This is a genomic window from Inquilinus sp. (assembly GCF_057815775.1).
The window spans coordinates 1-22325 of sequence record NZ_JBYRFX010000703.1; the positions used below are offsets into that span (position 1 = coordinate 1).

33 protein-coding genes and 2 pseudogenes are annotated in these 22325 nt (G+C 65.9%); 8 read left to right on the forward strand and 27 right to left on the reverse strand.

Annotated elements, in window-relative coordinates:
• A pseudogene (locus AC3XYG_RS24380) lies at positions 1–312 on the forward strand (hypothetical protein); the annotation flags it as partial.
• Positions 218–1462, forward strand: coding sequence for an alpha/beta fold hydrolase (locus tag AC3XYG_RS24385; protein ID WP_489142461.1), 1245 nt, complete (start codon positions 218–220; stop codon positions 1460–1462). The pseudogene AC3XYG_RS24380 and the gene AC3XYG_RS24385, both read left to right, overlap by 95 nt.
• On the opposite strand, the gene AC3XYG_RS24390 is transcribed toward AC3XYG_RS24385, so the two are convergent.
• Positions 1350–2246, reverse strand: coding sequence for a 2-keto-4-pentenoate hydratase (locus AC3XYG_RS24390; RefSeq protein ID WP_489142462.1), 897 nt, complete (start codon positions 2244–2246; stop codon positions 1350–1352). The genes AC3XYG_RS24385 and AC3XYG_RS24390 overlap by 113 nt on opposite strands.
• 131 nt (positions 2247–2377) lie before the next feature.
• Here AC3XYG_RS24390 and AC3XYG_RS24395 point away from each other — a divergent pair, with 131 nt between their 5' ends.
• The 3 genes from AC3XYG_RS24395 to AC3XYG_RS24405 all read left to right on the forward strand — a co-directional run bounded on the left by AC3XYG_RS24395 (position 2378) and on the right by AC3XYG_RS24405 (position 5518).
• Complete coding sequence (locus tag AC3XYG_RS24395) at positions 2378–3550, forward strand: acetyl-CoA C-acetyltransferase (protein WP_489142463.1); 1173 nt, start codon at positions 2378–2380, stop codon at positions 3548–3550.
• Between the two features lie 107 nt (positions 3551–3657).
• On the forward strand, positions 3658–4380 hold the full coding sequence (gene phbB / locus AC3XYG_RS24400) for an acetoacetyl-CoA reductase (protein WP_489142464.1): 723 nt from the start codon (positions 3658–3660) through the stop codon (positions 4378–4380).
• Between the two features lie 118 nt (positions 4381–4498).
• Positions 4499–5518 carry an FkbM family methyltransferase gene (locus AC3XYG_RS24405; protein WP_489142465.1) on the forward strand — a complete coding sequence of 340 codons (1020 nt, stop codon included), beginning with the start codon at positions 4499–4501 and terminating at the stop codon, positions 5516–5518.
• Between the two features lie 7 nt (positions 5519–5525).
• On the opposite strand, the gene AC3XYG_RS24410 is transcribed toward AC3XYG_RS24405, so the two are convergent.
• A complete protein-coding gene (locus AC3XYG_RS24410) occupies positions 5526–5771 on the reverse strand; it encodes a winged helix-turn-helix transcriptional regulator (protein ID WP_489142466.1) in 246 nt (81 codons plus the stop codon).
• A 25-nt stretch (positions 5772–5796) separates the two neighbouring features.
• On the opposite strand from AC3XYG_RS24410, the pseudogene AC3XYG_RS24415 reads away from it, so the two are divergent.
• Positions 5797–5904: pseudogene (locus tag AC3XYG_RS24415) on the forward strand (beta-ketoacyl-ACP reductase); the annotation flags it as partial.
• A 110-nt stretch (positions 5905–6014) separates the two neighbouring features.
• Positions 6015–8417, forward strand: a complete 2403-nt coding sequence (locus AC3XYG_RS24420; protein ID WP_489142467.1) for a M10 family metallopeptidase C-terminal domain-containing protein — start codon at positions 6015–6017, stop codon at positions 8415–8417.
• A 54-nt stretch (positions 8418–8471) separates the two neighbouring features.
• Here the strand turns inward: AC3XYG_RS24420 and AC3XYG_RS24425 are convergent, their stop codons facing one another.
• Positions 8472–8855, reverse strand: coding sequence for a winged helix-turn-helix transcriptional regulator (locus AC3XYG_RS24425; protein ID WP_489142468.1), 384 nt, complete (start codon positions 8853–8855; stop codon positions 8472–8474).
• A 134-nt stretch (positions 8856–8989) separates the two neighbouring features.
• Between AC3XYG_RS24425 and AC3XYG_RS24430 the strand changes: the two genes are divergently transcribed.
• Positions 8990–10006, forward strand: coding sequence for a zinc-dependent alcohol dehydrogenase family protein (locus tag AC3XYG_RS24430; protein WP_489142469.1), 1017 nt, complete (start codon positions 8990–8992; stop codon positions 10004–10006).
• Positions 10007–10051: 45 nt separating this feature from the next.
• Here the strand turns inward: AC3XYG_RS24430 and AC3XYG_RS24435 are convergent, their stop codons facing one another.
• The 24 genes from AC3XYG_RS24435 to rpsJ all read right to left on the reverse strand — a co-directional run bounded on the left by AC3XYG_RS24435 (position 10052) and on the right by rpsJ (position 22221).
• Positions 10052–10576 (reverse strand): hypothetical protein, encoded by a 525-nt coding sequence (locus AC3XYG_RS24435; RefSeq protein ID WP_489142470.1) that lies wholly within the window; start codon positions 10574–10576, stop codon positions 10052–10054.
• Between the two features lie 219 nt (positions 10577–10795).
• Positions 10796–11365, reverse strand: a complete 570-nt coding sequence (locus AC3XYG_RS24440; protein WP_489142471.1) for an adenylate kinase — start codon at positions 11363–11365, stop codon at positions 10796–10798.
• The gene (secY, locus tag AC3XYG_RS24445; RefSeq protein WP_489142472.1) at positions 11362–12717 is read right to left on the reverse strand and encodes a preprotein translocase subunit SecY; all 1356 of its coding nucleotides are present in this window, start codon (positions 12715–12717) and stop codon (positions 11362–11364) included. The genes AC3XYG_RS24440 and secY overlap by 4 nt, the downstream gene beginning before the upstream one ends.
• Before the next feature lie 95 nt (positions 12718–12812).
• Positions 12813–13313: a 50S ribosomal protein L15 gene (rplO, locus tag AC3XYG_RS24450; RefSeq protein ID WP_489142473.1), complete on the reverse strand. Its 501-nt coding sequence runs from the start codon at positions 13311–13313 to the stop codon at positions 12813–12815.
• A 25-nt stretch (positions 13314–13338) separates the two neighbouring features.
• Complete coding sequence (rpmD, locus tag AC3XYG_RS24455) at positions 13339–13533, reverse strand: 50S ribosomal protein L30 (RefSeq protein ID WP_489142474.1); 195 nt, start codon at positions 13531–13533, stop codon at positions 13339–13341.
• The gene (gene rpsE / locus AC3XYG_RS24460; RefSeq protein ID WP_489142475.1) at positions 13526–14131 is read right to left on the reverse strand and encodes a 30S ribosomal protein S5; all 606 of its coding nucleotides are present in this window, start codon (positions 14129–14131) and stop codon (positions 13526–13528) included. The genes rpmD and rpsE overlap by 8 nt, the downstream gene beginning before the upstream one ends.
• An 11-nt stretch (positions 14132–14142) precedes the next feature.
• Positions 14143–14508, reverse strand: coding sequence for a 50S ribosomal protein L18 (gene rplR / locus AC3XYG_RS24465; RefSeq protein ID WP_489142476.1), 366 nt, complete (start codon positions 14506–14508; stop codon positions 14143–14145).
• A gap of 11 nt (positions 14509–14519) precedes the next feature.
• Positions 14520–15053 carry a 50S ribosomal protein L6 gene (rplF, locus tag AC3XYG_RS24470; protein ID WP_489142477.1) on the reverse strand — a complete coding sequence of 178 codons (534 nt, stop codon included), beginning with the start codon at positions 15051–15053 and terminating at the stop codon, positions 14520–14522.
• Between the two features lie 11 nt (positions 15054–15064).
• Positions 15065–15463 (reverse strand): 30S ribosomal protein S8, encoded by a 399-nt coding sequence (gene rpsH, locus AC3XYG_RS24475; RefSeq protein ID WP_489142478.1) that lies wholly within the window; start codon positions 15461–15463, stop codon positions 15065–15067.
• 12 nt (positions 15464–15475) lie between these two features.
• Positions 15476–15781: a 30S ribosomal protein S14 gene (gene rpsN / locus AC3XYG_RS24480; RefSeq protein WP_489142479.1), complete on the reverse strand. Its 306-nt coding sequence runs from the start codon at positions 15779–15781 to the stop codon at positions 15476–15478.
• Between the two features lie 17 nt (positions 15782–15798).
• Positions 15799–16338, reverse strand: coding sequence for a 50S ribosomal protein L5 (rplE, locus tag AC3XYG_RS24485; RefSeq protein ID WP_489142480.1), 540 nt, complete (start codon positions 16336–16338; stop codon positions 15799–15801).
• Between the two features lie 8 nt (positions 16339–16346).
• Positions 16347–16667: a 50S ribosomal protein L24 gene (gene rplX, locus AC3XYG_RS24490; protein WP_489142481.1), complete on the reverse strand. Its 321-nt coding sequence runs from the start codon at positions 16665–16667 to the stop codon at positions 16347–16349.
• Positions 16664–17032: a 50S ribosomal protein L14 gene (rplN, locus tag AC3XYG_RS24495; protein WP_026873847.1), complete on the reverse strand. Its 369-nt coding sequence runs from the start codon at positions 17030–17032 to the stop codon at positions 16664–16666. The genes rplX and rplN overlap by 4 nt, the downstream gene beginning before the upstream one ends.
• 3 nt (positions 17033–17035) lie before the next feature.
• A complete protein-coding gene (rpsQ, locus tag AC3XYG_RS24500) occupies positions 17036–17317 on the reverse strand; it encodes a 30S ribosomal protein S17 (RefSeq protein ID WP_489142482.1) in 282 nt (93 codons plus the stop codon).
• A gap of 14 nt (positions 17318–17331) precedes the next feature.
• Positions 17332–17538, reverse strand: coding sequence for a 50S ribosomal protein L29 (gene rpmC, locus AC3XYG_RS24505; RefSeq protein ID WP_489142483.1), 207 nt, complete (start codon positions 17536–17538; stop codon positions 17332–17334).
• Between the two features lie 2 nt (positions 17539–17540).
• Positions 17541–17960 carry a 50S ribosomal protein L16 gene (gene rplP, locus AC3XYG_RS24510; protein ID WP_034837008.1) on the reverse strand — a complete coding sequence of 140 codons (420 nt, stop codon included), beginning with the start codon at positions 17958–17960 and terminating at the stop codon, positions 17541–17543.
• A gap of 5 nt (positions 17961–17965) precedes the next feature.
• Positions 17966–18709: a 30S ribosomal protein S3 gene (rpsC, locus tag AC3XYG_RS24515; RefSeq protein ID WP_489142484.1), complete on the reverse strand. Its 744-nt coding sequence runs from the start codon at positions 18707–18709 to the stop codon at positions 17966–17968.
• A complete protein-coding gene (gene rplV, locus AC3XYG_RS24520; RefSeq protein ID WP_489142485.1) occupies positions 18709–19089 on the reverse strand; it encodes a 50S ribosomal protein L22 in 381 nt (126 codons plus the stop codon). The genes rpsC and rplV overlap by 1 nt, the downstream gene beginning before the upstream one ends.
• Positions 19090–19092: 3 nt before the next feature.
• On the reverse strand, positions 19093–19371 hold the full coding sequence (gene rpsS / locus AC3XYG_RS24525) for a 30S ribosomal protein S19 (protein WP_489142486.1): 279 nt from the start codon (positions 19369–19371) through the stop codon (positions 19093–19095).
• Positions 19372–19383: 12 nt separating this feature from the next.
• Positions 19384–20208, reverse strand: coding sequence for a 50S ribosomal protein L2 (gene rplB, locus AC3XYG_RS24530; RefSeq protein ID WP_489142487.1), 825 nt, complete (start codon positions 20206–20208; stop codon positions 19384–19386).
• 4 nt (positions 20209–20212) lie between these two features.
• Positions 20213–20539, reverse strand: a complete 327-nt coding sequence (locus AC3XYG_RS24535; RefSeq protein ID WP_489142488.1) for a 50S ribosomal protein L23 — start codon at positions 20537–20539, stop codon at positions 20213–20215.
• A complete protein-coding gene (gene rplD, locus AC3XYG_RS24540) occupies positions 20536–21156 on the reverse strand; it encodes a 50S ribosomal protein L4 (protein WP_489142489.1) in 621 nt (206 codons plus the stop codon). The genes AC3XYG_RS24535 and rplD overlap by 4 nt, the downstream gene beginning before the upstream one ends.
• Before the next feature lie 2 nt (positions 21157–21158).
• Entirely contained in the window at positions 21159–21902 is a 744-nt protein-coding gene (gene rplC, locus AC3XYG_RS24545) for a 50S ribosomal protein L3 (RefSeq protein WP_489142490.1), read from the reverse strand.
• Positions 21903–21912: 10 nt separating this feature from the next.
• Complete coding sequence (gene rpsJ, locus AC3XYG_RS24550; RefSeq protein ID WP_489142491.1) at positions 21913–22221, reverse strand: 30S ribosomal protein S10; 309 nt, start codon at positions 22219–22221, stop codon at positions 21913–21915.
• Positions 22222–22325 lie beyond the last annotated feature (104 nt).

Below are 22325 nucleotides of genomic sequence, written 5' to 3' on the forward strand. Positions count from 1 at the left end.
GCCCGCCGCTTCCTCGATCTCTGGCAAGAGCATTGGACCGCAACCCTGACCGATCCCGAGACGCTGCGAGGCTGGGCCGCCCTGTTCGACCCGGCCCAGGCCGGGCGCTGGCTGCCCGGCCTGACTGGTCCGGCCGGTGATGCCGCGCCTCGGCCCCCGGCCGCTGCCGCTGCACCTGGCGGCGGCAGTGTCGAGCTGGACGAGCGGGATCGCCGCCTTGCCGCGCTGGAACAGCGTGTCGCCCAGCTCGAATCCGCCCTGGCCGGAGCCGCTGCGCCACGCCGCCGAGCACCTCTCAAGACTGGGTCCTGACACGGCCGTCGGGGCGCTGACGGCGGAGACGACACGGCGCGCCGCCGCCTTCCTGGCCGGGCTGGAGCGCTACAGCCACCATCCCTATCGCCGCGACCTGCCAGACCCGCCGGTGCTGTGGCAGGCCGGCACGGCCCGGCTGCGCGATTATGGCCCGGCCAACGGCCTGCCGGTGCTGGTGGTGCCGTCCCTGGTCAACCGCGCCTATGTGCTGGATCTGACCGCGGAGCGCAGCCTGCTGCGGTTCCTGTCGACCCAAGGCCTGCGGCCGCTGCTGCTGGAATGGGACGTGCCCGAGGGGCCGGAGCGCAACTTCAGCCTGACCGATATCGTCCTGCAGCGCCTGGAGCCCGCGCTGGACGCCGCCCGCGCCGCGGCGGCCCAAGACATCGGGGGGGGCCCGGTCGGCCTGCTGGGCTATTGCATGGGCGGCACGCTGGCGGCGGCGCTGGCGGCACGGCGGCCCGCCGACATCGCCGGCGCCGCCTTCCTGGCCGCCCCCTGGGACTTCCATGCCGAGGCACCGCAGCAGGCCCAGATCGGCCGCATGGCGGCGGCGGCCAGCCGGCCGATCGTGGCGTCGCTAGGCGTGCTGCCGGTCGACGGCATCCAGGCGCTGTTCACCATGCTCGACCCGCTGACCGCTCTGCGCAAGTTCAGCGCCTTCGGCCGGATCGATCCGGACTCGCCGGAAGCGGCGCGCTTCGTGGCGCTGGAGGATTGGCTGAACGACGGCATCCCGCTGCCCGGCCCGGTGGCGCTGGAATGCCTGGACGCCTGGTATGCCGAGAACACACCCGGCCGCGGCCTGTGGCGGGTCGATGGCGCCCTGGTGCGGCCGGAGGCGATCCGGCTGCCCAGCCTGCACCTGATCCCGGCGCGCGACCGCATCGTGCCGCCGGCCAGCGCCCGGGCCCTGGCGGAGCGGATGCCAGGCGCAGAACGGATCGAGCCGCCGCTGGGCCATATCGGCATGGTGGTCGGCGGCGGCGCCGAAGCCCGTGTCTGGCAGCCCCTGGCCGACTGGCTGGCGGCCGCTATTCGAACTGCACGGCCAGCGTCACCGGCTCCGGCAACAGCCCCTCATAGTGCAGCGTCACCGTCCCGCCGGCGACCGGCTGGGCCGGCGCGCCGAAAGATCCCAGGCTGATCAGCTGGCCGGCCTGCAGCGCTTCGCCCCGCGACGCCAGATCCCGCGCCAGCCAGATCACGGCGTTCAGCGGATGGCCGAGGATGGCGGTGCCCGGCGCCTCGGCTAGCACCTTGCCGGAACCGTCGGTCAGCAAGACCTTCATCGTCGCCAGGCGATCGGCAAAATCCGGCTCGATGCCGATCGGCTGGCCCAGGATTCCGAGCCGGGCGCCGACATTGATCGCGGTGATCACCTCGGCCGTCGGCTTTTCATCCGGCGCCAGGACCAGGTCGGCGAGTTCGATGAAAGGATACACTGCCGCGAGATGGGCCAGCACCTCCTCCGGCGTCTTCGCCTGATTCACATCCTCGTCGCCGATCACCACGACCAGATCCGCCTCGACCATCGGCCGGGCGGCAAAGTTCACTGGGACCGGCGGGCCCGCCACCTCGGCCGCCTCGAACTCCGCGCCACCATCCTTCACGTCGGGAAACCGCAGCATCGTGTCCAACAGCACGCCGGACACGGGGTGGCGGACGCCCAGCCGGTCCTGCATCGCCTGGCTGGTCAGGCCGACCTTGTAGCCGACCGGCTGCCCCAGATCGGCCTTAAGGTGCAGCACCAGCGCCTTCTGGACGCAGGCGGCGGTGGCGGCGTCGATGCCGCCAAGGCCGGTGACCAGCGCCTTCTCTCGCCACGCTGTGGCCAGCCGCCCGGCGATCGTGCTGCAATCCCCGGCCCGCGCCGTGACGGCCGCGAACAGCGCGGCCAGGACCAGCAGCCCCACCTTCCCCTTCCGCATACTTCCCCTCCCCTTATTCGGCCCGGTAATCCTGTCGCAGTTGCGCTGCTGGAAGCGCCGTGGCTATCGTCACACTAACGCAATTCCACCGGCACGGCCCGACCGTGCCGAACAGCAGAGGAAACGCCTTCATGGCCAACGTCGTCATCGCCGCAGCTGCGCGCACGCCGGTCGGGGCCTTCGCCGGCGCCTTCGCCGCGGTGCCTGCGCATGAGCTGGGCATCGCCGCGATCACCGCGGCGCTGGGCCGGGCCGGGGTCGACGCCGCCGAGGTAGACGAGGTGGTGCTGGGCCAGGTGCTGACCGCGGCCGTCGGCCAGAATGCGGCACGCCAGGCGGCGATCGGCGCCGGCATCCCGAAATCGGCCACCGCTTACGGCATCAACCAGGTCTGCGGCTCCGGCCTGCGCACCGTGGCGCTGGGCAGCCAGGCCATCGCGCTGGGCGACGCCCGCATCGTCGTGGCCGGCGGGCAGGAGAGCATGTCGCTGGCGCCGCATGCGCTGCATCTGCGCAGCGGCACCAAGATGGGCGACGCCAAGATGGTCGACACCATGATCCGCGACGGCCTGTGGGACGCCTTCAACGGCTATCACATGGGCAACACGGCGGAGAACGTGGCCCGGCAATGGCAGATCACCCGCGAGGACCAGGACCGCTTCGCCCTGGCATCGCAGCAGAAGGCCGCGGCGGCCCAGCGCGAGGGCCGGTTCAAGGACGAGATCACGCCGTTCACGGTCAAGGGCCGCAAGGGCGACGTCGTCATCGACGCCGACGAATATTTGAAGCCGGACACCACGATCGAGGTGCTGGCCAAGCTGCGCCCGGCCTTCGACAAGGAAGGCACCGTCACCGCCGGCAACGCCTCCGGCCTCAATGACGGCGCCGCCGCCCTGATCCTGATGACGGAGGAAGAGGCGCAGCGCCGCGGCATCACGCCCCTGGCCCGCATCGCCTCCTGGGCCACGGCCGGCGTCGACCCCGCGGTGATGGGCTCGGGCCCGATCCCGGCCAGCCGCGCCGCGTTGAAGAAGGCGGGCTGGACGGCCGAGCAACTGGATCTGGTCGAGGCCAACGAGGCCTTCGCCGCCCAGGCCTGCGCCGTGAACAAGGACATGGGCTGGGACACGTCCAAGGTGAACGTCAATGGCGGCGCCATCGCCATCGGCCACCCGATCGGTGCCTCCGGCGCCCGGATCCTGACCACCCTGCTCTACGAAATGGGCCGGCGGGACGCGAAGAAGGGTCTCGCCACCCTGTGCATCGGCGGCGGCATGGGCATCGCCCTGTGCGTGGAGCGCTGAGGCCGGCACAGACCGGCTGACGCGGCATCCGCCGATTTTCCCGGGCTGCCCCTCGATCTCTCGTCTCGGCGGGCAGCCCATCAACCCCAACCCTGGGAGGACGTCACATGGCACGTGTAGCAGTTGTGACCGGTGGGACGAGAGGTATCGGCGAGGCGATCTCGCTCGCCCTGAAGGACAAGGGGTACAAGGTCGCCGCGACCTATGCCGGCAACGATGAAGCGGCCCACGCCTTCAGCGAGCGGCACGGCATCGCTGTCTACAAATTCGACGTCGCCGATTTCGACCAGTGCCAGACGGCGATCACCAAGATCGAATCCGAGCTCGGGCCGGTCGAAATCCTGGTCAACAACGCCGGCATCACCCGCGACGGCACCATCCACAAGATGGACCGCCATGCCTGGGATGCGGTGATCGACACCAATCTCGGCTCCTGCTTCAACATGTGCCGCTGCGTCATCGACGGCATGCGCGCGCGCAGCTTCGGCCGGATCGTCAACATCGGCTCGATCAACGGCCAAGCCGGCCAGTACGGCCAGGTGAACTACGCCGCCGCCAAATCGGGCATCCACGGCTTCACCAAGGCCCTGGCCCAGGAGGGCGCCGGCAAGGGCGTCACCGTCAACGCCATCGCGCCGGGCTACATCGACACCGACATGGTCCGCGCCGTGCCGCCGAACGTGCTGGAGAAGATCGTCGCCAAGGTGCCGGTCGGACGCCTGGGCAAGGCGTCGGAGATCGCCCGCGGCGTGCTGTTCCTGGTCGATGACGAGGGCGGCTTCATCACCGGGTCGACCCTGTCGATCAACGGCGGCCAGCACATGTATTGATGGGATCGGGGCGGGCTGCACGCCCGCCCCCTTGCCGCGAGGCTGTTGGCCTCGTCCTCGACGCCGTTTATCCGGCCTTTCGGAATTGCGGACAACAGCGTCGCGAAAAGGGGCCGGGATGCTTCGGGATGCCTTCAAGTATCTTGGTCGGACGAAGGCCATCGGCGCGATTCGGCATGTCGTCGACAAGGGATACCCTCGGGATGCCCCGGCGCGGCTGGATCGCCTGGAGGCCGAGCTGCGCCGTCTTCGGGCGGCGCTGCCGCCACCGCCGGAAGCCGGCGACGCGGCACCCCGCGCCGAGGAAGGCGTCCGGATCATCGAACTGCCGGGCGTGCCGCCCTTCCGGATCAGGACCCATCCCTATGCGGACGACGAGTTCGTCTCGCGCTCCATCCTCGACAGCGGGAACTGGGAGCCGATCCAGACCGAGATCGCGCGCAGGCTGCTATCGAATTTCGGCCTGTTCATCGATCTGGGTGCCAATATCGGCTGGTACAGCGCCCTGGCCCGCCAGGTCATGCCGCACGGATCGACGATCCACGCCTTCGAGCCGGATCCGCGCAATTTCAGCCTGCTGACGGAGAACGCCCGAAGCAGCGACGCGATGCGGCTTCACCTCGTGGCCGCGGCCGTGTCTGACACCGTCGGATCGGCCCGGCTCTATCACTCATCCGACAATCTGGGGGACCATCGGCTCTACGTCTCGGACGAGGACAGGCCGTCGATCACCGTGCCGGTGACGACCCTGGATGCCTATTTCGGCGGCCTGCCACTGCCGCCGAGCCTAGTGAAGATGGACACCCAGGGCAGCGAGCCCCGCATCTTCCGTGGCGCCCGCTCGATACTGACGCCGGCGGACCGGCTGTCGGCCTTCCTGGTCGAATTCTGGCCCCATGGCATGTCGAATTCCGGTGAAGATGTCGGCGCCTTCATCGACACGCTGTCGGCCTTCCCACAGCAGCCCTTCCTCATCGACCACGTCACCCGCCGCCTGAGCCAGATCACCTGGGAGGAGCTACGTCGCCGCAGCGGGGACGACCTGGCCCCGCCCAGCAAGACCTTCGTCGATCTCATCATGGTAACGCCCGGCTCGCCCGCATTCCTGTCAATCGCCGGGCTGATCGACGCCGGCTGACTGGCCGCTAGGCCGCCTCGGCCCTCTCTTCCACCCGATTGCGGCAGCTCTGCCCCCGGGCCTTCATCGCGTCGAGCACCGGCGACAGCGTGCGGCCGTATTCGGTGAGGGAGTATTCAACCCGCGGCGGCACCTCGGCGAAGACCCGCCGGTGCTCGATGCCGTCGGCCTCGAGCTCGCGCAGCTGCAGGGTCAGCGATCTCTGCGCCACGTCGCCGAGGATCTCGCTCAGCTCGCCGAAGCGCTTCGGCACGGCATCAGCGTCTACAAGTTCGACGGGCAAGGCGTCGGAGATCGCCCGCGGCGTGCTGTTCCTGGTCGATGACGAGGGCGGCTTCATCACCGGGTCGACCCTGTCGATCAACGGCGGCCAGCACATGTATTGAGGCCCAAGGACCGAAGGCTCACATCCTAAGGCTTGGAGGGGCCGGCCGAGCGCCGGCCCCGAATTGCTTTTTTGTCTGGCGCCATCGGTCCGCTGGCTATTGGGGCTTGATTGGGCAAGTCCGATCGTGGATTTTATTACGCATTTAGGAGAATGCTCTCCTGCATTGTTTTTAATCGGACGCTTTTTATCGAAACGGGGGCGGGGGAATTCATGTCTTGGGATCAGACGGTCTCGGCCGCCGGTATGGCATTCGGTGCGCCTGCCGCGGGCAATGGCAGCGGTAGAGCCGTGCCGACCGAACCAACCAACAAGCCGACTATCGATGGACTGCTCGACGGCTACGAATGGGCCGGGGATTCGGTTACCGTTTCCTTTCCCGGCTCGGCAAGCATCTATGGCGCCGGATATGAGGAAGCGTTGCACGGTTTTCGGCCGCTGACCGGACAGATGATCGGGGCAGCACGCGCCGCGTTCAACGAGGTGATGAGCTTCACCAACCTGCGGATCACCGAGACCGGCAATGCAGCCGCGGCCGATATCCGCCTCGCGCATTCGTCGGATGCCGCACCGACGGCTTATGCCTACACCCCGGGCAATGACCTCAAGGCCGGCGATGTCTGGTTCTCGGGTACGACTTACGATGCACCGGGCCGGGGCGACTACGCCTGGGACTCGATTTTGCACGAGATCGGCCATTCCCTGGGGCTGAAGCACAGTCATGAGGCCGGCGGCGTCTCGAACGTCGCGATGCCCGGATCCTATGATTTCATGGAATATACTGTGATGAGCTATCGCAGTTATCCCCATGCATCGATCACTGACGGATATCCGAATGAAAAGTACGGATACGCTCAAACGTTCATGATGTACGACATCGCCGCGCTGCAGAAATTATACGGCGCGGATTACACCACCAATGCCGGCGACACTGTCTATACCTTCTCCCCGACCAACGGCACGATGCTCATCGATGGGCACAGCCAGGGAACGCCTGGCGCCAACCGCATCTTCCTGACGGTCTGGGACGGCGGCGGCAACGACACCTATGACTTCTCGAACTACACCTCGGACCTCTCCGTGAATCTGAGACCCGGGAGCTCTTCGAGACTTTCACCGTCACAACTCGCCGATCTGGGAGATGGCCACCATGCCAGCGGCAACGTCTACAACGCGCTGCTCTATTTCGATAGCCCGCGGTCCTTGATCGAAAACGCCCTTGGGGGGAGCGGCAACGACAACATCGTCGGCAACCAGGCAAACAATCGGCTCGACGGCGGGGCCGGAAACGACATCTTGGACGGCAGCGTGGGCAACGACGTTCTGAGTGGCGGCATCGGCGACGACACACTCATCGGTGGACAAGCGAACGACCGGCTCAACGGTGGGGCCGGAAACGACAACCTGAGAGGCGGCGACGGAAACGATAGCCTAATCGGCGGCGACGGAAACGACATACTGGAGGACGGCAACGGAAGCGATGTCCTGAATGGTGGTGCCGGCATCGACACGGCGATCATCGGCGCACAGCTTGTGAGCAACACCGTGTCCTTTAACCAAGGCAATCCGATCCTCGGCGATCCCCGGGCGCCCGAGGTTCTGCTCAACATCGAGCAATATACGTTTCTTGACGGCACTGTCATCCAAAATGACGGCTATGGCGAAGTCGACGACCTGTTCTATTTCTCAAAATATCACGACGTTTGGAATGCCCATCTTGACGCAGAAACCCATTATGCACAGTACGGCTGGAAGGAAGGGCGAAATCCAAACGCCATTTTCGATACGAAATACTATTTAACTCACAATCCGGACGTTGCGGCGGCGAAGATGAACCCGCTCGAACACTACCATCTCTATGGTTGGAAGGAAGGGCGTGATCCTTCCCCGAAATTCGACACGAGCGCATATCTCGCGATCAATCCCGACGTGGCGGCGGCCCATATGGATCCCCTTGAGCACTATCTCAGCTACGGGATCCATGAGGGGCGCAGCAGCAAGCTATTCGACACCACCAGTACCCTTCGCGCGGTCACGATCACTTTCGCCGGATCAGATGTGACGCTCAAGGATTCGACAGGGGCGCACCATATCGCCGGCCTAGATGAATACAAGTTCCGCGACGGTCTGATCGATCAGCGCGACGCCAACTACGAAGTCGACAACCTGTTCTATTTCAGCAAAAGCCCCGATGTCTGGGCAGCGCGGCTTGGTGCGGATGCGCATTATGCACAGTATGGCTGGCGCGAAGGACGGGACCCGGACGCGTTTTTCGACACTAAGGGGTATCTCGCACACAACCCCGATGTCGCGGCGGCGCATATGAATCCGCTCGAACACTATCATCTCTATGGATGGAAGGAGGGGCGCGACCCTTCCGCAGTATTCGACGGCACGGCCTATCTGCAGGCCAACCCGGACGTTGCGGCTGCCCATATGGACCCGCTCGAACACTATCTGCACTACGGCATCTATGAAGGCCGCGCGATCATCAACGACGGGGCCTGGAACTGACGCAACCGACGCTGGGCCCTGCCGCCGGGACCTGCATGTCAGACCATCTCTAGTCTAGGCCGCAACGTCAGTCGGGTCGTCCCGAAAGGCACTCCCGGTCGTGCCCTCCACCCGGTCGCGGTAGCTCTGTCCCCAGGCCTTCATGGCGTCGAGCACCGGGGACAGCGTGCGGCCGTGCTCGGTGAGGGAGTATTCCACCCGTGGCGGCACCTCGGCGAAGACCTGCCGGTGCACGATGCCGTCGGCCTCGAGTTCGCGCAGTTGCAGGGTCAGCGACCGCTGCGACACGCCGTCGAAGGTCTTGCGCAGCTCGCCGAAGCGCTTCGGCCCGTCCTGCAGCTGGTACAGGATCACCGGCTTCCACTTGCCGCCCATCACGGCGAGCGTGACCTCGACGGCACAGCCATAGGGCCGCCGCCGCATCGCTGTCTCGGGCATCTTCGCCTCCAATAGGTGCAAAAGAGTATCCTATAGCAAGAATGTTGCCTTCTTGCGCATTCGCCTGCAAGCCGCAACATGGCATCCAGGCCGCCGATCCGGCGGTATCCCCGACCCTGACGGAGACCATCGCCATGCGCCAGTACCGCTTTCCCCGCATCGGCAGCATCGACAACCTGACCCTTGCGGAGACCGAGACGCCGACGCCCGGCCGCGGCCAGGCGCTGGTCCGGCTGCGTGCCGCATCGCTGAACTATCGCGACCTGATGGTGGCGACCGGGCGCTATGGCCGCGGCGAACCGATGCCGGACCTGGTGCCCCTGTCGGACGGCGCCGGCGAGGTGGTCTCGGTCGGACCCGAGGTCACCCGGGTCAGGGTCGGCGACCGCGTTGCCGGCATCTTCATGCAGAGCTGGATCGGCGGCGGCATCGATTCGGCCGATCCCGCCAGCTCGCTCGGCGGCGCGATCCAGGGCGTGCTGGCCGAATATCGCGTCTTCGACCAGGACGGGCTGGTGCATCTGCCCGACCATCTGAGCTTCGAGGAAGGCGCGGCGCTACCCTGTGCCGGAGTGACCGCCTGGAATGCCCTATACCATGACGCGCAGCCGCTGCTGCCGGGCGAGACCGTGCTGGTGCTGGGCACCGGCGGCGTCTCGATCCTGGCCCTGCAATTCGCCCATGCCGCCGGCGCCCGGGTGATCGCCACTTCCTCCAGCGACGCCAAGCTGGAGCAGGCGAAGGCGCTGGGTGCCTCCGACCTGGTCAATTACCGCAGCCATCCGGACTGGGAGAAGGAGGTGGTGCGGCTGACCGACGGCCGCGGCGTCGACCGTGTGATCGAGGTCGGCGGCGCCGGCACCGTGCCACGGTCGATCGCCGCCACCCGAATCGGCGGCAGCGTGTCCCTGATCGGCGTGCTGACCGCCGGCACCCCATTCGAGCCGACGCCGCTGATCGGCCGCTCGGTCACGTTGCGCGGCCTCTATGTCGGCTCCCGCCGGATGTTCGAGGCGATGAACCGGCACATCGCGCTGAACCGGATCCATCCGGTGATTGACCGCACCTTCCCTTTCGAGCAGGCGAAAGACGCCTACCGCCACCTGGAGGCGGCCGGCCATGTCGGTAAGATCGTGATCGCCATCGGCTGATGACGACGGCGCGGATCGTCCGCAGAGAATAGGATCACTTAGTCCCTAGAAGTTGCAGTAGTTGAGGGTATCCATGACGAAATCGTGAGTAACGACGATATCCACGGTCTTCCCGGCGGTGACGACAGCAGCTTCGGACATGATTTCACACCCGACGGTGCTGCCGCCGCTCAACCGCCAGGCTATCGGCGTCACCACGATCCAGTGACCAGGACTGAGATCGCTGATCACAAATCGACCATCGGAGTTGCACTTGGTGCTTTTCCCGCCATAGGTGGCAGCCAGCTGGGCCAATTGATCGTCCATGAGCAGCTGGTGCAGGCCTGTCCTGTAGGCGAGGTTCCATGTGCTTTCCTGAGACGGGACAGCCAGGACACCGAAGCCGGCACAGGTCAGAAGTTCGGCGGCGGGCATACGCGCCAATCCACGCCCACGAATCACGCCGGTTCCCGGGGCTGTCGCGACCGCGGCCGTGGCGGCGGATGACGGCGTATCTGGAGCCGCGGCGTGGTTGCACGCAGCCAACAGCATGGAGGCGGCAACGCCGCCAAGGATGAGTGAAAGACGCATCGGATTCCCCCTCCAGGTGCCGAGGCCAGGCGGGAGCGTCCTTGCCGACCGCGCTCCCACTCGCAGTCCACCCGGAAAGCGTACCATGGCGGCGATGCGGGACGGTGCGGGTCGAATCGCAGGCAGGCCGGGCAGTGGATCCCGACTGCCGCCGCGGCATAAAAAAAGGCGGCCCGGAGGCCGCCGCTCAAAACCGCGAGGGGACAGAGATGGCCCCGGTCAGAAGCCGAGGATCTGCTCGATCTGGTGCGTCACCGCATCCATGTCGGCCATGCCGTCGACCACCTTCAGCAGCCCCTTGCCCTGGTAGTACGGGATGATCGGCGCGGTCTGGTCGCGGTAGATGCCGAGGCGCTTGCGCAGCGTCTCCTCGGTGTCGTCAGCGCGCTTCTCGGTCGATTGCGCCGCGCGGCTGGCGATACGGGCGAACAGCGCCGCCTCGTCGACCCGCATCTCGATCACCACGGCCAGCGACTTGCTGTGGCGCCCGAGCATCTCGTCCAGGCCGGTGGCCTGCGGCACGGTGCGCGGGAAGCCGTCGAGGATGAAGCCGCGGTCGCAATCGGGCTGGGCGATGCGGTCGGCGATCATGTCGAGCATGACTGCGTCGGTGACCAGATCGCCACGGTCCAGGATCTCCTGGACCTGCTTGCCCAGCGGCGTGCCGGCGGCGATCGCCGCCCGCAGCATGTCGCCGGTCGAGAGCTGTTTCAGCCCGTAACGATCTTCCAGCCGTTTCGCCTGAGTCCCTTTCCCCGCGCCCGGCGGGCCCAACAGGATCAGGTTCATCGGCGACTCCCCCTCAGCTTCGACTTCTTGATCAGCCCTTCATACTGATGGGCCAGGAGATGCGAGTGGACCTGCGCCACCGTGTCCATGGTGACCGTGACGACGATCAGCAGGCTGGTGCCGCCGAAGTAGAACGGCACCGCGTAGTGCGACATCAGGAATTCCGGCAGCAGGCAGACCACCGCCAGGTAGGCGGCGCCGATCACCGTGATCCGGGTCAGGATGTAGTCGATGTAGTCGGCGGTCGACTTGCCCGGGCGGATGCCGGGGATGAAGCCGCCATACTTCTTCAGATTGTCGGCCGTCTCCTCCGGATTGAAGACGATCGCGGTGTAGAAGAAGCAGAAGAAGATGATCAGCGCCGCGTAGAGCGTCATGAACAGCGGCTGGCCATGCGCCAGCTGGCCGGCGATCCAGGAGACCCAGCCGCCGGCGCCGTCCGTCGCGCCCGTCCCGGCGAAGCCGACCAGCGTCGCCGGCAGCAACAGCAGCGAGGAGGCGAAGATCGGCGGGATGACGCCCGAGGTGTTGAGCTTGAGCGGCAGGTGCGAGCTTTCGCCGCCGAACATCCGGTTGCCGACCTGGCGCTTCGGGTATTGCACCAGCAGCCGCCGCTGTGCCCGCTCCATGTAGACGATGAAGAAGATCACCGCGGCGCACAGCACGAACAGGAACAGGATGATGAAGGGCGATAGCGCGCCGGTCCGGCCCAGTTCGAGCATCGCGATCAGGCCGTGCGGCAGCGAGGCGACGATGCCGGTGAAGATGATCAGCGAGATGCCGTTGCCGACGCCGCGCGAGGTGATCTGCTCACCCAGCCACATCAGGAACATGGTGCCGCCGACGATGGTGACCACCGTCGAGAAGCGGAAGTACCAGCCGGGATCGACCACCGCCGCGCCGACCGAGCCGTGCACGCTCTCGAGCCCGACCGCCAGCGCATAGGCCTGGGCCGTCGCCAGCACCACCGTGAAGTAGCGGGTGTACTGGTTGATCTTCTTGCGGCCGGCCTCGCCTTCCTTCTTCAGCGTCTCCAGCGACGGCGACACCGCCGTCAGGAGCTGGATGATAATGGAGGCCGAGATGTACGGCATGATGTTCAGCGCGAAGATCGTCATGCGACCCAGCGCGCCGCCGGAGAACAGGTTCAGGATGCCGAGCAGCCCGCCGCCCTGCTGATTGAAGATCTCCGACAGCACCCGGGGATCGATCCCCGGAATCGGGACATAGGTGCCGATCCGGTAGATGATCAGCGCGCCAAGCGTGAACCAGATGCGCTTGCGAAGCTCCGTGGCCTTGGCGAAAGCACCGAAGTTCAGGTTCGCAGCGAGCTGTTCTGCAGCAGATGCCATGCACGGCCTCGAATGAAAAAGGCGGGGCCGCGATCATGCGCGGTCCCGCCCCCGTTTTTACCCGCGCCCCCTTTTACCTGGGACTGGCGCCGGTGTTAAGCCTCGGCAGACGCCTCGGCCGCGACCGGGGTCGGGCTGCTCTGGACAACCGACCCGCCAGCCTTCTCGACCGCCGCGACGGCAGCCGGGGAAGCGCTGTGGATGTGCAGCGTGACCTTGGCCGAAAGCTCGCCTTTGGCCAGCAGACGGACGCCGTCGAGGGTCTTGGTGAGCAGGCCGCCGGCGATCAGCGCATCCGCGTCGATCGTCTTGGCTGCGTCGATCCGTCCCGCCTCGATCGCCTTCTGCAGGCGGCCGAGATTGACCACGGCGTAGTTCGCCCGGAACTTCTTGTTGTTGAAGCCCCGCTTTGGCAGACGCATGTAGATCGGCATCTGGCCGCCTTCGAAGCCCTTGATGGCCACGCCGGTCCGGCTCTTCTGCCCCTTGACACCACGGCCGCCGGTCTTGCCCTTGCCGGAGCCGATGCCGCGACCGATGCGCATGCGCGCCTTGCGGGCGCCGGCATTGTCGCGGAGATCGTTCAGTTTCGTCATGTTCGCTCCTCGTGAGCGGCGGGGTTCAAACCGCCTGCTCGACCCGCAACAGATGCTTCACCTTGTCAATCATCCCGCGAACCGCCGGAGTGTCCTCCAGCTCGCGGGTGCGATGCAGCTTGTTGAGGCCGAGGCCGATCAGCGTCTGGCGCTGATCGTTGCGACGGCCGATCGCGCTGCCGATCTGGGTGATGATCACGGTTGCCTTGGCATCAGCCATTTGCAGCCTCCACCGTCTCGACGACGCCATCGCGCTTGGTCTGCACGCCGATGATGTCGGCAACGCGCTTGCCGCGACGGGCGGCCACGGCGCGCGGGCCTTCGATCGCCCGCAGGGCCTCGAAGGTCGCCTTGATCATGTTGTGCGGGTTCGACGTGCCGATCGACTTGGCCACGACGTCCTGGACGCCCAGCGCCTCGAAGATGGCGCGCATCGGACCACCGGCGATGATGCCGGTGCCCTGGGTGGCGCTGCGGAGCTGGACCTTGCCGGCGCCGAAGTGACCCAGGATGTCGTGATGCAGCGTCCGGCCTTCGCGCAGCGGAACGCGGATCATGCTGCGCTTCGCCTGCTCGGTCGCCTTGCGGATGGCTTCCGGAACTTCACGGGCCTTGCCCGAGCCGTAGCCGACCCGGCCGCGGCCGTCGCCGGTCACCACCAGGGCGGCGAAGCCGAAGCGCCGGCCACCCTTGACCACCTTCGCGACGCGGTTGATCGAGACCAGCTTCTCGATCAGCTCATCACCGGCCTCCCGATCGCTCGGGCGCTTGTCGCCGCGATCCCTAGGACCGCGCGAGTCTCTGCTTTCGCGTGCCATGCGCGTCCTCCTTAGAAGTCCAGGCCGCCCTCACGGGCGGCATCGGCTAGGGCCTTGACCCGGCCGTGATACAGGTAGTGCCCACGATCGAACACGACCTTGTCGACCCCCGCCGCCTTGGCCCGCTCCGCGAGGAGCTTGCCGACCGCGGCTGCGGCCTCGATGGTGGCGCCGGTCTTCAGCGACCCGCGCAGGTCCTTCTCGATCGACGATGCGGCGGCAAGGGTCTTGCCGGCCTGGTCGTCGATCACCTGGGCGTAGATCTGCTTCGAAGAGCGGAACACGGACAGGCGCACGCGGCCGTAGCGGGCCGTGCTCAGCTTGTGGCGGAGACGTTCCTTGCGGCGCTCGCGCAACTCGTTGGTTTTCGTGGTCATCCCGGCCGTCCTTACTTCTTCTTGCCTTCTTTGCGCAGAACGGTCTCGGTGTCGTACTTGATGCCCTTGCCCTTGAAGGGCTCCGGCTTCTTGTACCCGCGGATTTCCGCGGCAACCTGACCGACACGCTGCTTGTCGAAGCCGGAGATCGAGATGGAGGTCGGCTTCTCGCACTTGATCGCGATCCCCTCGGGGATCGCGTAGCGCACCTCGTGGCTGAAGCCGAGCGTGAGCACCAGCTCCTTGCCCTGGACCGCGGCGCGATAACCGACGCCGTTGATCTCGAGGTTGGTGGTGAAGCCCGTGCTGACCCCGACCACCATGTTGTTGATCAAGGTGCGGCTGGTCGCCCACATCGTCTGGGCGAGCCGCGACTGGCTCTTCGGCTCGACCTTGTTGGTGCCGTCCGCCAGCGAGACCTTGATCTCGTGGTTGACCGCGAGCTTGAGCTGGCCAAGCTTGCCCTTGACCGAGACGTCCTGGCCCGAGACCGAGGCGTCGACCCCGGCCGGGACCTTGACCGCGTGTTTGCCGATACGTGACATCGCCGGTCTCCTCAGAACACGCGGGCGAGGATCTCGCCGCCGACATTGGCGGCGCGGGCCTCGACATCCGACATCACGCCGCGCGGCGTCGACAGGATGGAGATGCCCAGCCCGTTGTACACCTTCGGCAGGTCCTTGATGCCTGAGTAGACGCGGCGGCCCGGCTTCGACACGCGGTCGATGCGGCGGATCACCGGCTGGCCCTCGGCATACTTCAGCTCGACCTTGATGGCCGAGATGCCGGTGCTGACCTCATGCTGCTCGTAGCCGCGGATGTAGCCTTCGCGCTTGAGCACGTCGAGCACATTGGCGCGCAGCTTCGACGCCGGGGTTTCGATCACGGCCTTGCCGGCGCGCTGACCATTGCGGATGCGGGTGAGCAGATCGCCCAACGGATCACTAAGCGACATAATCCGTACTCCTTACCAGCTCGACTTCGTCATGCCGGGAATCTGCCCACGCGAGGCCAGCTCGCGCAGCGCGATACGGCTCAACTTGAAGCGCCGGTAGAACGCCTTGGGACGACCGGTCAGTTCGCACCGGTTGTGGATCCGCACGGGCGATGAATTCCGCGGCAGTTCCGCCAGCTTCAAGCGGGCGTTAAACCGGTCTTCCATCGTCAGGCTGTCGTCATTGGCGATCGCCTTCAGGCGCTCGCGACGCCCCGCGAAAGCCTTCGACAGCTTTTCGCGGCGCTTGTTCTTCTCGACCGAGCTCTTCTTGGCCATGATCTATCCTTGCTCGTTCAGCTGACGAACGGGAAATCGAAGGCCTTGAGAAGCGCACGCGCTTCGTCGTCGGTCTTCGCGCTCGTCACGATAACGATGTCCATTCCCCGCACCGTTTCGACCTGGTCGTAGTCGACTTCGGGGAACACGATCTGCTCCTTGATGCCCAGGGCATAGTTGCCCCGGCCGTCGAAGGACTTCGGCGACAGGCCGCGGAAATCGCGGACCCGCGGCAGGGCGATGTTCACGAGGCGATCGAGGAATTCGTACATCCGATCGCTGCGCAACGTCACCTTGGTGCCGATCGACATGCCTTCGCGCAGCTTGTAGACCGCGATCGACTTCCGGGCCTTGGTGACCACCGGCTTCTGGCCGGCGATCAGGGTCAGCTCGGCGACGGCCGCCTGGATCTTCTTGCTGTCGGCGACGGCATCACCGACACCCATGTTGATGATGATCTTCTCGATCCGCGGCACCTGCAGGTCGTTCGCGTAGGCGAAATCCTGCTTCAGCTTCGGCCGGATGACCTTGTCGTAGTGGGACTTGAGACGAGCCATGGCCATCCTCACCGATCAATCACTTCGCCGGAGGCCTTGGCGACCCGGACCTTGCGGCCATCTTCGAGCGTCTTGAAACCGACACGGGTCGGCTTGCCGCTCTTCGGGTCGACATGCGCCACGTTCGAGACGTGCAGCGCAGCCTCCTGCTCCACGATCCCGCCCTGCGTCTTCGCAGTCTGGCGGGTGTGGCGCTTCACGATGTTCACGCCGCGGACAACGACACGCTCGTCGACCGGACGGACTTCGATGACCTCACCCTTCTTGCCCTTGTCACGGCCGGCGAGGACGACGACCTGGTCGCCTTTCTTGATCTTCGCAGCCATCACAGCACCTCGGGGGCGAGCGAGATGATCTTCATGAACTTCTTGGCCCGCAGCTCGCGCGTCACGGGCCCGAAGATGCGGGTGCCGACCGGCTCGCCCTGCTTGTTGATCAGCACGGCCGCGTTGCGGTCGAACTTGATCGTCGAGCCATCGGGCCGGCGCAGTTCCTTGGCGGTCCGAACGATGACGGCGCGATGCACGTCACCCTTCTTCACGCGGCCCCGCGGGATCGCCTCTTTGATCGACACGACGATGACGTCGCCGACAGTGGCGGTCCGGCGGTGGGAACCGCCCAGCACCTTGATGCACATCACCCGACGAGCGCCTGAATTGTCGGCGACGTCCAGATTCGTCTGCATCTGAATCATGGTTTACGCTCCCGAAACAGCGGGGTCGGCAGAGGCGCCGATGGCGCTTGCCTCGGCCTCGGACAGGACGAGCCAGGACTTCCGCTTGCTGATCGGCCGGGTCTCGATGATCGAGACACGATCGCCAACCTTGCAAGCATTGGCCTCGTCGTGGGCGAGGTACCGCTTGGTCCGCTTGATGAACTTCTTGTAGACCGGGTGCATCAGGTTGCGTTCGACGAGGACCGTGATGGTCTTGTCAGTCTTGTCGGATACAACCGTCCCGATGAGCACGCGCCGCGGCATGGCTCAAAATCCTCTTAATTGGCCGGCGCGGCATCCTTGCCGCGCTGGCCCATGACGGTCTTGATGCGCGCGATGTCGCGGCGAACGACGCGAACCCGCGCCGTGTTCTCGAGCTGGCCCGACGCTGCCTGGAAGCGCAGGTTGAACTGCTCCTTCTTCAGCGCGAGCAGATCGTCTTTCAGCTGATCCGGCGTCTTGGCGCGGACGTCTTCGATATCCATGGTCAGACCTCCTCACCAAGGCGGGCGATGAACTTGCAGGCGATCGGCAGCTTGGCGGCGGCCAGGGCGAAAGCTTCCTTCGCCAGGTCGCCGGGGACGCCGTCGAGTTCAAACATGACGCGGCCGGGCTTGACCTTGGCCGCCCAGAACTCCGGCGAACCCTTGCCGGAGCCCATGCGGACTTCGGCCGGCTTCGACGACACCGGCACGTCCGGGAAAATCCGGATCCAGACGCGGCCCTGACGCTTGATGTGGCGGGTGATCGCGCGGCGGGCCGCCTCGATCTGCCGCGCCGTCAGACGCGCCGGCTCCTGAGCCTTCAGGCCGTAGGCGCCGAAGTTCAGCGTGGTGCCGCCCTTCGCAACGCCGTGGATCCGGCCCTTGTGCTGCTTACGATACTTGGTGCGCTTGGGACTCAGCATGATCCTCAGCCCTCCCGGCGATCGCGGCCGCGACGATCGTCACGACGATCACCACGCTCCGGCCGTGCCGAGGACGGGCCGGTGGCCGCTTCGGCCGCCCGCTTGTCCTGGGCCATCGGGTCATGGGCGAGGATTTCGCCCTTGAAGACCCAGACCTTGACGCCGCAGGTGCCGTAGGTGGTCTTTGCCGTCGCCGTGCCGTAGTCGACATCGGCGCGCAGCGTGTGCAACGGAACCCGGCCCTCGCGGTACCACTCGGTGCGCGCGATTTCCGCGCCGCCGAGACGTCCGCCGCAATTGATCCGGATGCCCTGGGCGCCCAGGCGCATCGCGTTCTGGACCGCGCGCTTCATGGCACGACGGAAGGCCACGCGGCGCTCGAGCTGGTTGGCGATGTTCTCGGCGACCAGCTTGGCGTCGATTTCCGGCTTGCGGATTTCGACGATGTTCAGGCTGACCTCGCTGCCCGCCATCTTCGCCAGCTCCTGACGGAGCTTCTCGATATCGGCGCCCTTCTTGCCGATCACAACGCCCGGACGGGCGGTGTAAACGGTGACGCGCGCCTTCTTCGCCGGCCGCTCGATGACAACGCGGCTGATGCCCGCCTGGGCCAGACGCTTCTCAAGGAACTCGCGGATCTTGAGATCGGCGTGCAGCAGACCGGCATAGTCCTTGGTCGCGAACCAGCGCGAATCCCAGGTCCGGTTGATGCCGACCCGGAGGCCGATCGGATTGACTTTCTGACCCATTACGCCGTCTCCCGCCGCTCGCGGACGATGACCGTGAGGTTCGACCAGAGCTTTTCGATGCGGGACGCACGGCCGCGAGCACGGGCGTGGAACCGCTTCATGACGATCTGCCGCCCCACATAGGCCTCGGCCACGTAGAGCTTGTCGACGTCCAGCTGGTGATTGTTCTCGGCATTGGCGATCGCCGACTGCAGCACCTTCTTCACGTCGTCGGCGATGCGCCGGCGTGAGAAGGTGAGCTCGGCCAACGCCTTGGCCGCGTCCTTGCCGCGAATGGTCTCGGCGACGAGGTTCAGCTTGCGGGGGCTGGTGCGCAGCGTCTTCGCAAACGCTCGCGCCTCATTCTCCGCAAGGCGAGGGGGATTCTTCTCCTGGCCCATCGCTTACTTCCTCTTCGACTTCTTGTCCGACGCGTGACCGTAGTAGGTCCGCGTCGGCGAGAATTCGCCGAACTTGTGGCCGACCATGTTCTCGTTGACCACCACCGGCAGGAACTTCTGCCCGTTGTAGACACCGAACGTCAGGCCGACGACCTGCGGCAGGATGGTCGAGCGACGCGACCAAATCTTGATGATCTCGTTCCGGCCCGATGCACGCGACGTATCTGCCTTCTTGAGCAGATAACCGTCGATGAACGGACCCTTCCAAACGGAGCGTGCCACCGTCGCTCTCCCTTACTTCTTGCGACGGCGGATAATGAGCTTATCCGTCGCCTTGTTGCTGCGCGTCTTGCGACCCTTGGTCGGCTTGCCCCACGGCGTGACCGGGTGGCGGCCACCGGAGGTCCGGCCTTCACCACCACCATGCGGATGGTCGACCGGGTTCATCGCGACGCCGCGGGTGACCGGCTTCTTGCCGAGCCAGCGGTTCCGGCCGGCCTTGCCGATCGAGACGTTCGACTGGTCCGGGTTCGAGACCGCACCGACCGTGGCGAAGCATTCGCCGCGCACGACACGCAGCTCGCCGGAGGCCAGCTTCAGCTGGGCATAGCCCATGTCGCGACCGACCAGCTGGGCGTAGGTGCCGGCGGAGCGCGCCAGTTGGCCACCCTTGCCGGCCTTCAGCTCAACATTGTGGACGATCGTGCCGACCGGCATGCTGCGCAGCGGCATGGCGTTACCCGGCTTGATGTCGACCTTTTCGCCGGAGACGACCTTGTCGCCGGGTGCGAGGCGCTGCGGGGCCAGGATGTAGGCCTGCTCGCCGTCCTCATAGGTGACGAGGGCGATGAACGCGGTCCGGTTCGGATCGTATTCCAGGCGCTCGACCGTGGCAGCGACACCAAGCTTGCGGCGCTTGAAGTCGATGATCCGGTAGGTGCGCTTGTGCCCGCCGCCCTGATGGAAGGCAGTGATGCGACCCGTGTTGTTGCGTCCGCCCTTCTTGGTCAGGCCTTCGGTCAGCGTCTTGACCGGCTTGCCCTTCCAGAGGCTCGAACGATCAACCTGGACCAGCTGGCGCAGGCCCGGGGTGATGGGATTGAAAGTCTTCAAAGCCATCGGATCAAACCCCCGTGGTCACGTCGATCTGCTGCCCTTCGGCGAGCGTCACGACGGCCTTCTTCACATCCGAGCGCTTGCCCGGGATACCCCGGAAGCGCTTGGTCTTGCCCTTGACGATCAGGGTGTTCACTGCCGTGACTTTGACGCCGAACACGCCTTCGACCGCAGTGCGGATCTCAGGCTTGGTGGCGTCGAGCGGCACCTTGAACACGACCTGGTTGTGGCCGGCGGCGAGCGTCGCCTTCTCGGTGATCACCGGCGCGCGGATGATGTCGTACATCCGCGGCGTGACGGTGCTCTCGGCCTTCTTCTTGCGGGAGCGGATCATTTCAGGCGAGCCTCGAGCTGCTCGACCGCCTGGCGCGACAACACGAGCGTGTCGCGGCGCAGGATGTCGTAGACGTTGGCGCCCTGGCTGGGCAGGACGTCGATCAGCGGCAGGTTCCGCACGGCGAGGGCGAAGTTGGTGTCAACCTCCTCACCGGCGAGGATCAGCGCCGAGCCGAGACCCAGCGCCGTCAGCTTGACGGCGAGGCCCTTGGTCTTGTGGCTGTCGGCCACGACCGCATCGACCACGATCAGCTTGCCATCGGCCGCCTTGGAGGACAGCGCGTGGCGCAGGGCCAGCTTGCGGACCTTCTTCGGCAGGTCATGCGCATGGCTGCGAACGACCGGCCCGAAAATCCGGGCGCCACCGCGGAACTGCGGCGACCGCGTGGAACCCTGGCGGGCGTGACCGGTGCCCTTCTGCTTGTAGGGCTTCTTGGTCGTGCCGCGGATCTCGCTGATGCCCTTGGTCTTGTGGTTGCCGGAGCGGCGCTTGGCCAGCTGCCAGTTCACCATGCGGGCGAGCAGATCGGTGCGGACTTCGAGGCCGAAGACCGAGTCATCGAGCTCGATCTCACCGGCACTCGCATTGTCGAACGTCTTGACGGCGATCTTCATGCTCAGCCCTCCTGCCCGGCCGGTTCGGCCCCAGGGGCCTCGACGGCGGCGGTCTCAACCGCAGCAGCGGCTGCCTTGCGAACAGCGCCCGGGAACGGGACGTTCTTCGGCGCCGGCCGCTTGACCGCGTCGCGGATCAGCACCCAGCCGCCTTCGGCGCCCGGGACTGCACCCTTGACCATGATCAGGCCGCGCTCGACATCGGTGGTCACGACGGTGAGGTTCTGCACCGTCACCCGCTCCGCACCGAGATGGCCGGCCATCTTCTTGTTCTTGAAGACCCTGCCCGGGTCCTGGCGCTGGCCGGTCGAACCATGCGACCGGTGCGACACGGACACGCCGTGCGTGGCCCGCAGGCCGCCGAAGTTCCAGCGCTTCATGACGCCGGCGAAGCCCTTGCCGATCGAAGTGCCGGTGACGTCGACGACCTGGCCGGCAACGAAATGCTCGGCGGTCAGCTCATCACCGACGGTCAGCAGCGCGTCGGTGCTGACGCGGAACTCGACCAGCTTCTTCTTCGGCTCGACTTCGGCCTTGGCATAGTGGCCGCGAACGCCCTTGGAGACGTTCTTGACCTTGGCCTTGCCGGCACCAAGCTGCACCGCGGTGTAGCCGTCGGTCTCTTCGGTCTTCACCGCGACGACCTGAACGGCGTCGAGCTTGAGGACCGTGACCGGGACGTGCTGCCCCTCGGCATCGAAAATTCGTGTCATGCCCAGTTTCTGGGCGATCAATCCAGAGCGCATCGTCACCGCCTCAGAGCTTGATCTCGACATCGACACCGGCCGCAAGGTCGAGCTTCATCAAAGCATCGACCGTCTGCGGCGTCGGGTCGACAATGTCGAGCAGACGCTTGTGGGTGCGGATCTCAAACTGCTCGCGCGACTTCTTGTCGACATGCGGCGAGCGGTTGACGGTGTAGCGCTCGATGTTCGTCGGCAGCGGGATGGGCCCGCGCACCCGAGCACCGGTCCGCTTCGCGGTGTTGACGATCTCGCTGGTCGACTGGTCGAGCACGCGATGATCGAACGCCTTGAGGCGAATGCGGATTTTTTGAGCGTTAATGATTTCACTCTGAGCTTTTTCCACGATGCGCCGGAACGGAGAACCCGAAGCGGCACAGTTCGACGATGCATCGTTTGGAAGAACCCGGCGCCCGAAAGCGCCGG

Coding starts and splice junctions, on each gene's coding strand:
- AC3XYG_RS24390 (WP_489142462.1), bottom strand. CDS start 2,246: ATGCGGAAGGGGAAGGTGGGGCTGCTGGTCCTGGCCGCGCTGTTCGCG.
- AC3XYG_RS24395 (WP_489142463.1), top strand. CDS start 2,378: ATGGCCAACGTCGTCATCGCCGCAGCTGCGCGCACGCCGGTCGGGGCC.
- phbB (WP_489142464.1), top strand. CDS start 3,658: ATGGCACGTGTAGCAGTTGTGACCGGTGGGACGAGAGGTATCGGCGAG.
- AC3XYG_RS24405 (WP_489142465.1), top strand. CDS start 4,499: ATGCTTCGGGATGCCTTCAAGTATCTTGGTCGGACGAAGGCCATCGGC.
- AC3XYG_RS24425 (WP_489142468.1), bottom strand. CDS start 8,855: ATGCCCGAGACAGCGATGCGGCGGCGGCCCTATGGCTGTGCCGTCGAG.
- AC3XYG_RS24430 (WP_489142469.1), top strand. CDS start 8,990: ATGCGCCAGTACCGCTTTCCCCGCATCGGCAGCATCGACAACCTGACC.
- AC3XYG_RS24435 (WP_489142470.1), bottom strand. CDS start 10,576: ATGCGTCTTTCACTCATCCTTGGCGGCGTTGCCGCCTCCATGCTGTTG.
- AC3XYG_RS24440 (WP_489142471.1), bottom strand. CDS start 11,365: ATGAACCTGATCCTGTTGGGCCCGCCGGGCGCGGGGAAAGGGACTCAG.
- secY (WP_489142472.1), bottom strand. CDS start 12,717: ATGGCATCTGCTGCAGAACAGCTCGCTGCGAACCTGAACTTCGGTGCT.
- rplO (WP_489142473.1), bottom strand. CDS start 13,313: ATGACGAAACTGAACGATCTCCGCGACAATGCCGGCGCCCGCAAGGCG.
- rpmD (WP_489142474.1), bottom strand. CDS start 13,533: ATGGCTGATGCCAAGGCAACCGTGATCATCACCCAGATCGGCAGCGCG.
- rpsE (WP_489142475.1), bottom strand. CDS start 14,131: ATGGCACGCGAAAGCAGAGACTCGCGCGGTCCTAGGGATCGCGGCGAC.
- rplR (WP_489142476.1), bottom strand. CDS start 14,508: ATGACCACGAAAACCAACGAGTTGCGCGAGCGCCGCAAGGAACGTCTC.
- rplF (WP_489142477.1), bottom strand. CDS start 15,053: ATGTCACGTATCGGCAAACACGCGGTCAAGGTCCCGGCCGGGGTCGAC.
- rpsH (WP_489142478.1), bottom strand. CDS start 15,463: ATGTCGCTTAGTGATCCGTTGGGCGATCTGCTCACCCGCATCCGCAAT.
- rpsN (WP_489142479.1), bottom strand. CDS start 15,781: ATGGCCAAGAAGAGCTCGGTCGAGAAGAACAAGCGCCGCGAAAAGCTG.
- rplE (WP_489142480.1), bottom strand. CDS start 16,338: ATGGCTCGTCTCAAGTCCCACTACGACAAGGTCATCCGGCCGAAGCTG.
- rplN (WP_026873847.1), bottom strand. CDS start 17,032: ATGATTCAGATGCAGACGAATCTGGACGTCGCCGACAATTCAGGCGCT.
- rpsQ (WP_489142482.1), bottom strand. CDS start 17,317: ATGCCGCGGCGCGTGCTCATCGGGACGGTTGTATCCGACAAGACTGAC.
- rpmC (WP_489142483.1), bottom strand. CDS start 17,538: ATGGATATCGAAGACGTCCGCGCCAAGACGCCGGATCAGCTGAAAGAC.
- rplP (WP_034837008.1), bottom strand. CDS start 17,960: ATGCTGAGTCCCAAGCGCACCAAGTATCGTAAGCAGCACAAGGGCCGG.
- rpsC (WP_489142484.1), bottom strand. CDS start 18,709: ATGGGTCAGAAAGTCAATCCGATCGGCCTCCGGGTCGGCATCAACCGG.
- rplV (WP_489142485.1), bottom strand. CDS start 19,089: ATGGGCCAGGAGAAGAATCCCCCTCGCCTTGCGGAGAATGAGGCGCGA.
- rplB (WP_489142487.1), bottom strand. CDS start 20,208: ATGGCTTTGAAGACTTTCAATCCCATCACCCCGGGCCTGCGCCAGCTG.
- AC3XYG_RS24535 (WP_489142488.1), bottom strand. CDS start 20,539: ATGATCCGCTCCCGCAAGAAGAAGGCCGAGAGCACCGTCACGCCGCGG.
- rplD (WP_489142489.1), bottom strand. CDS start 21,156: ATGAAGATCGCCGTCAAGACGTTCGACAATGCGAGTGCCGGTGAGATC.
- rplC (WP_489142490.1), bottom strand. CDS start 21,902: ATGCGCTCTGGATTGATCGCCCAGAAACTGGGCATGACACGAATTTTC.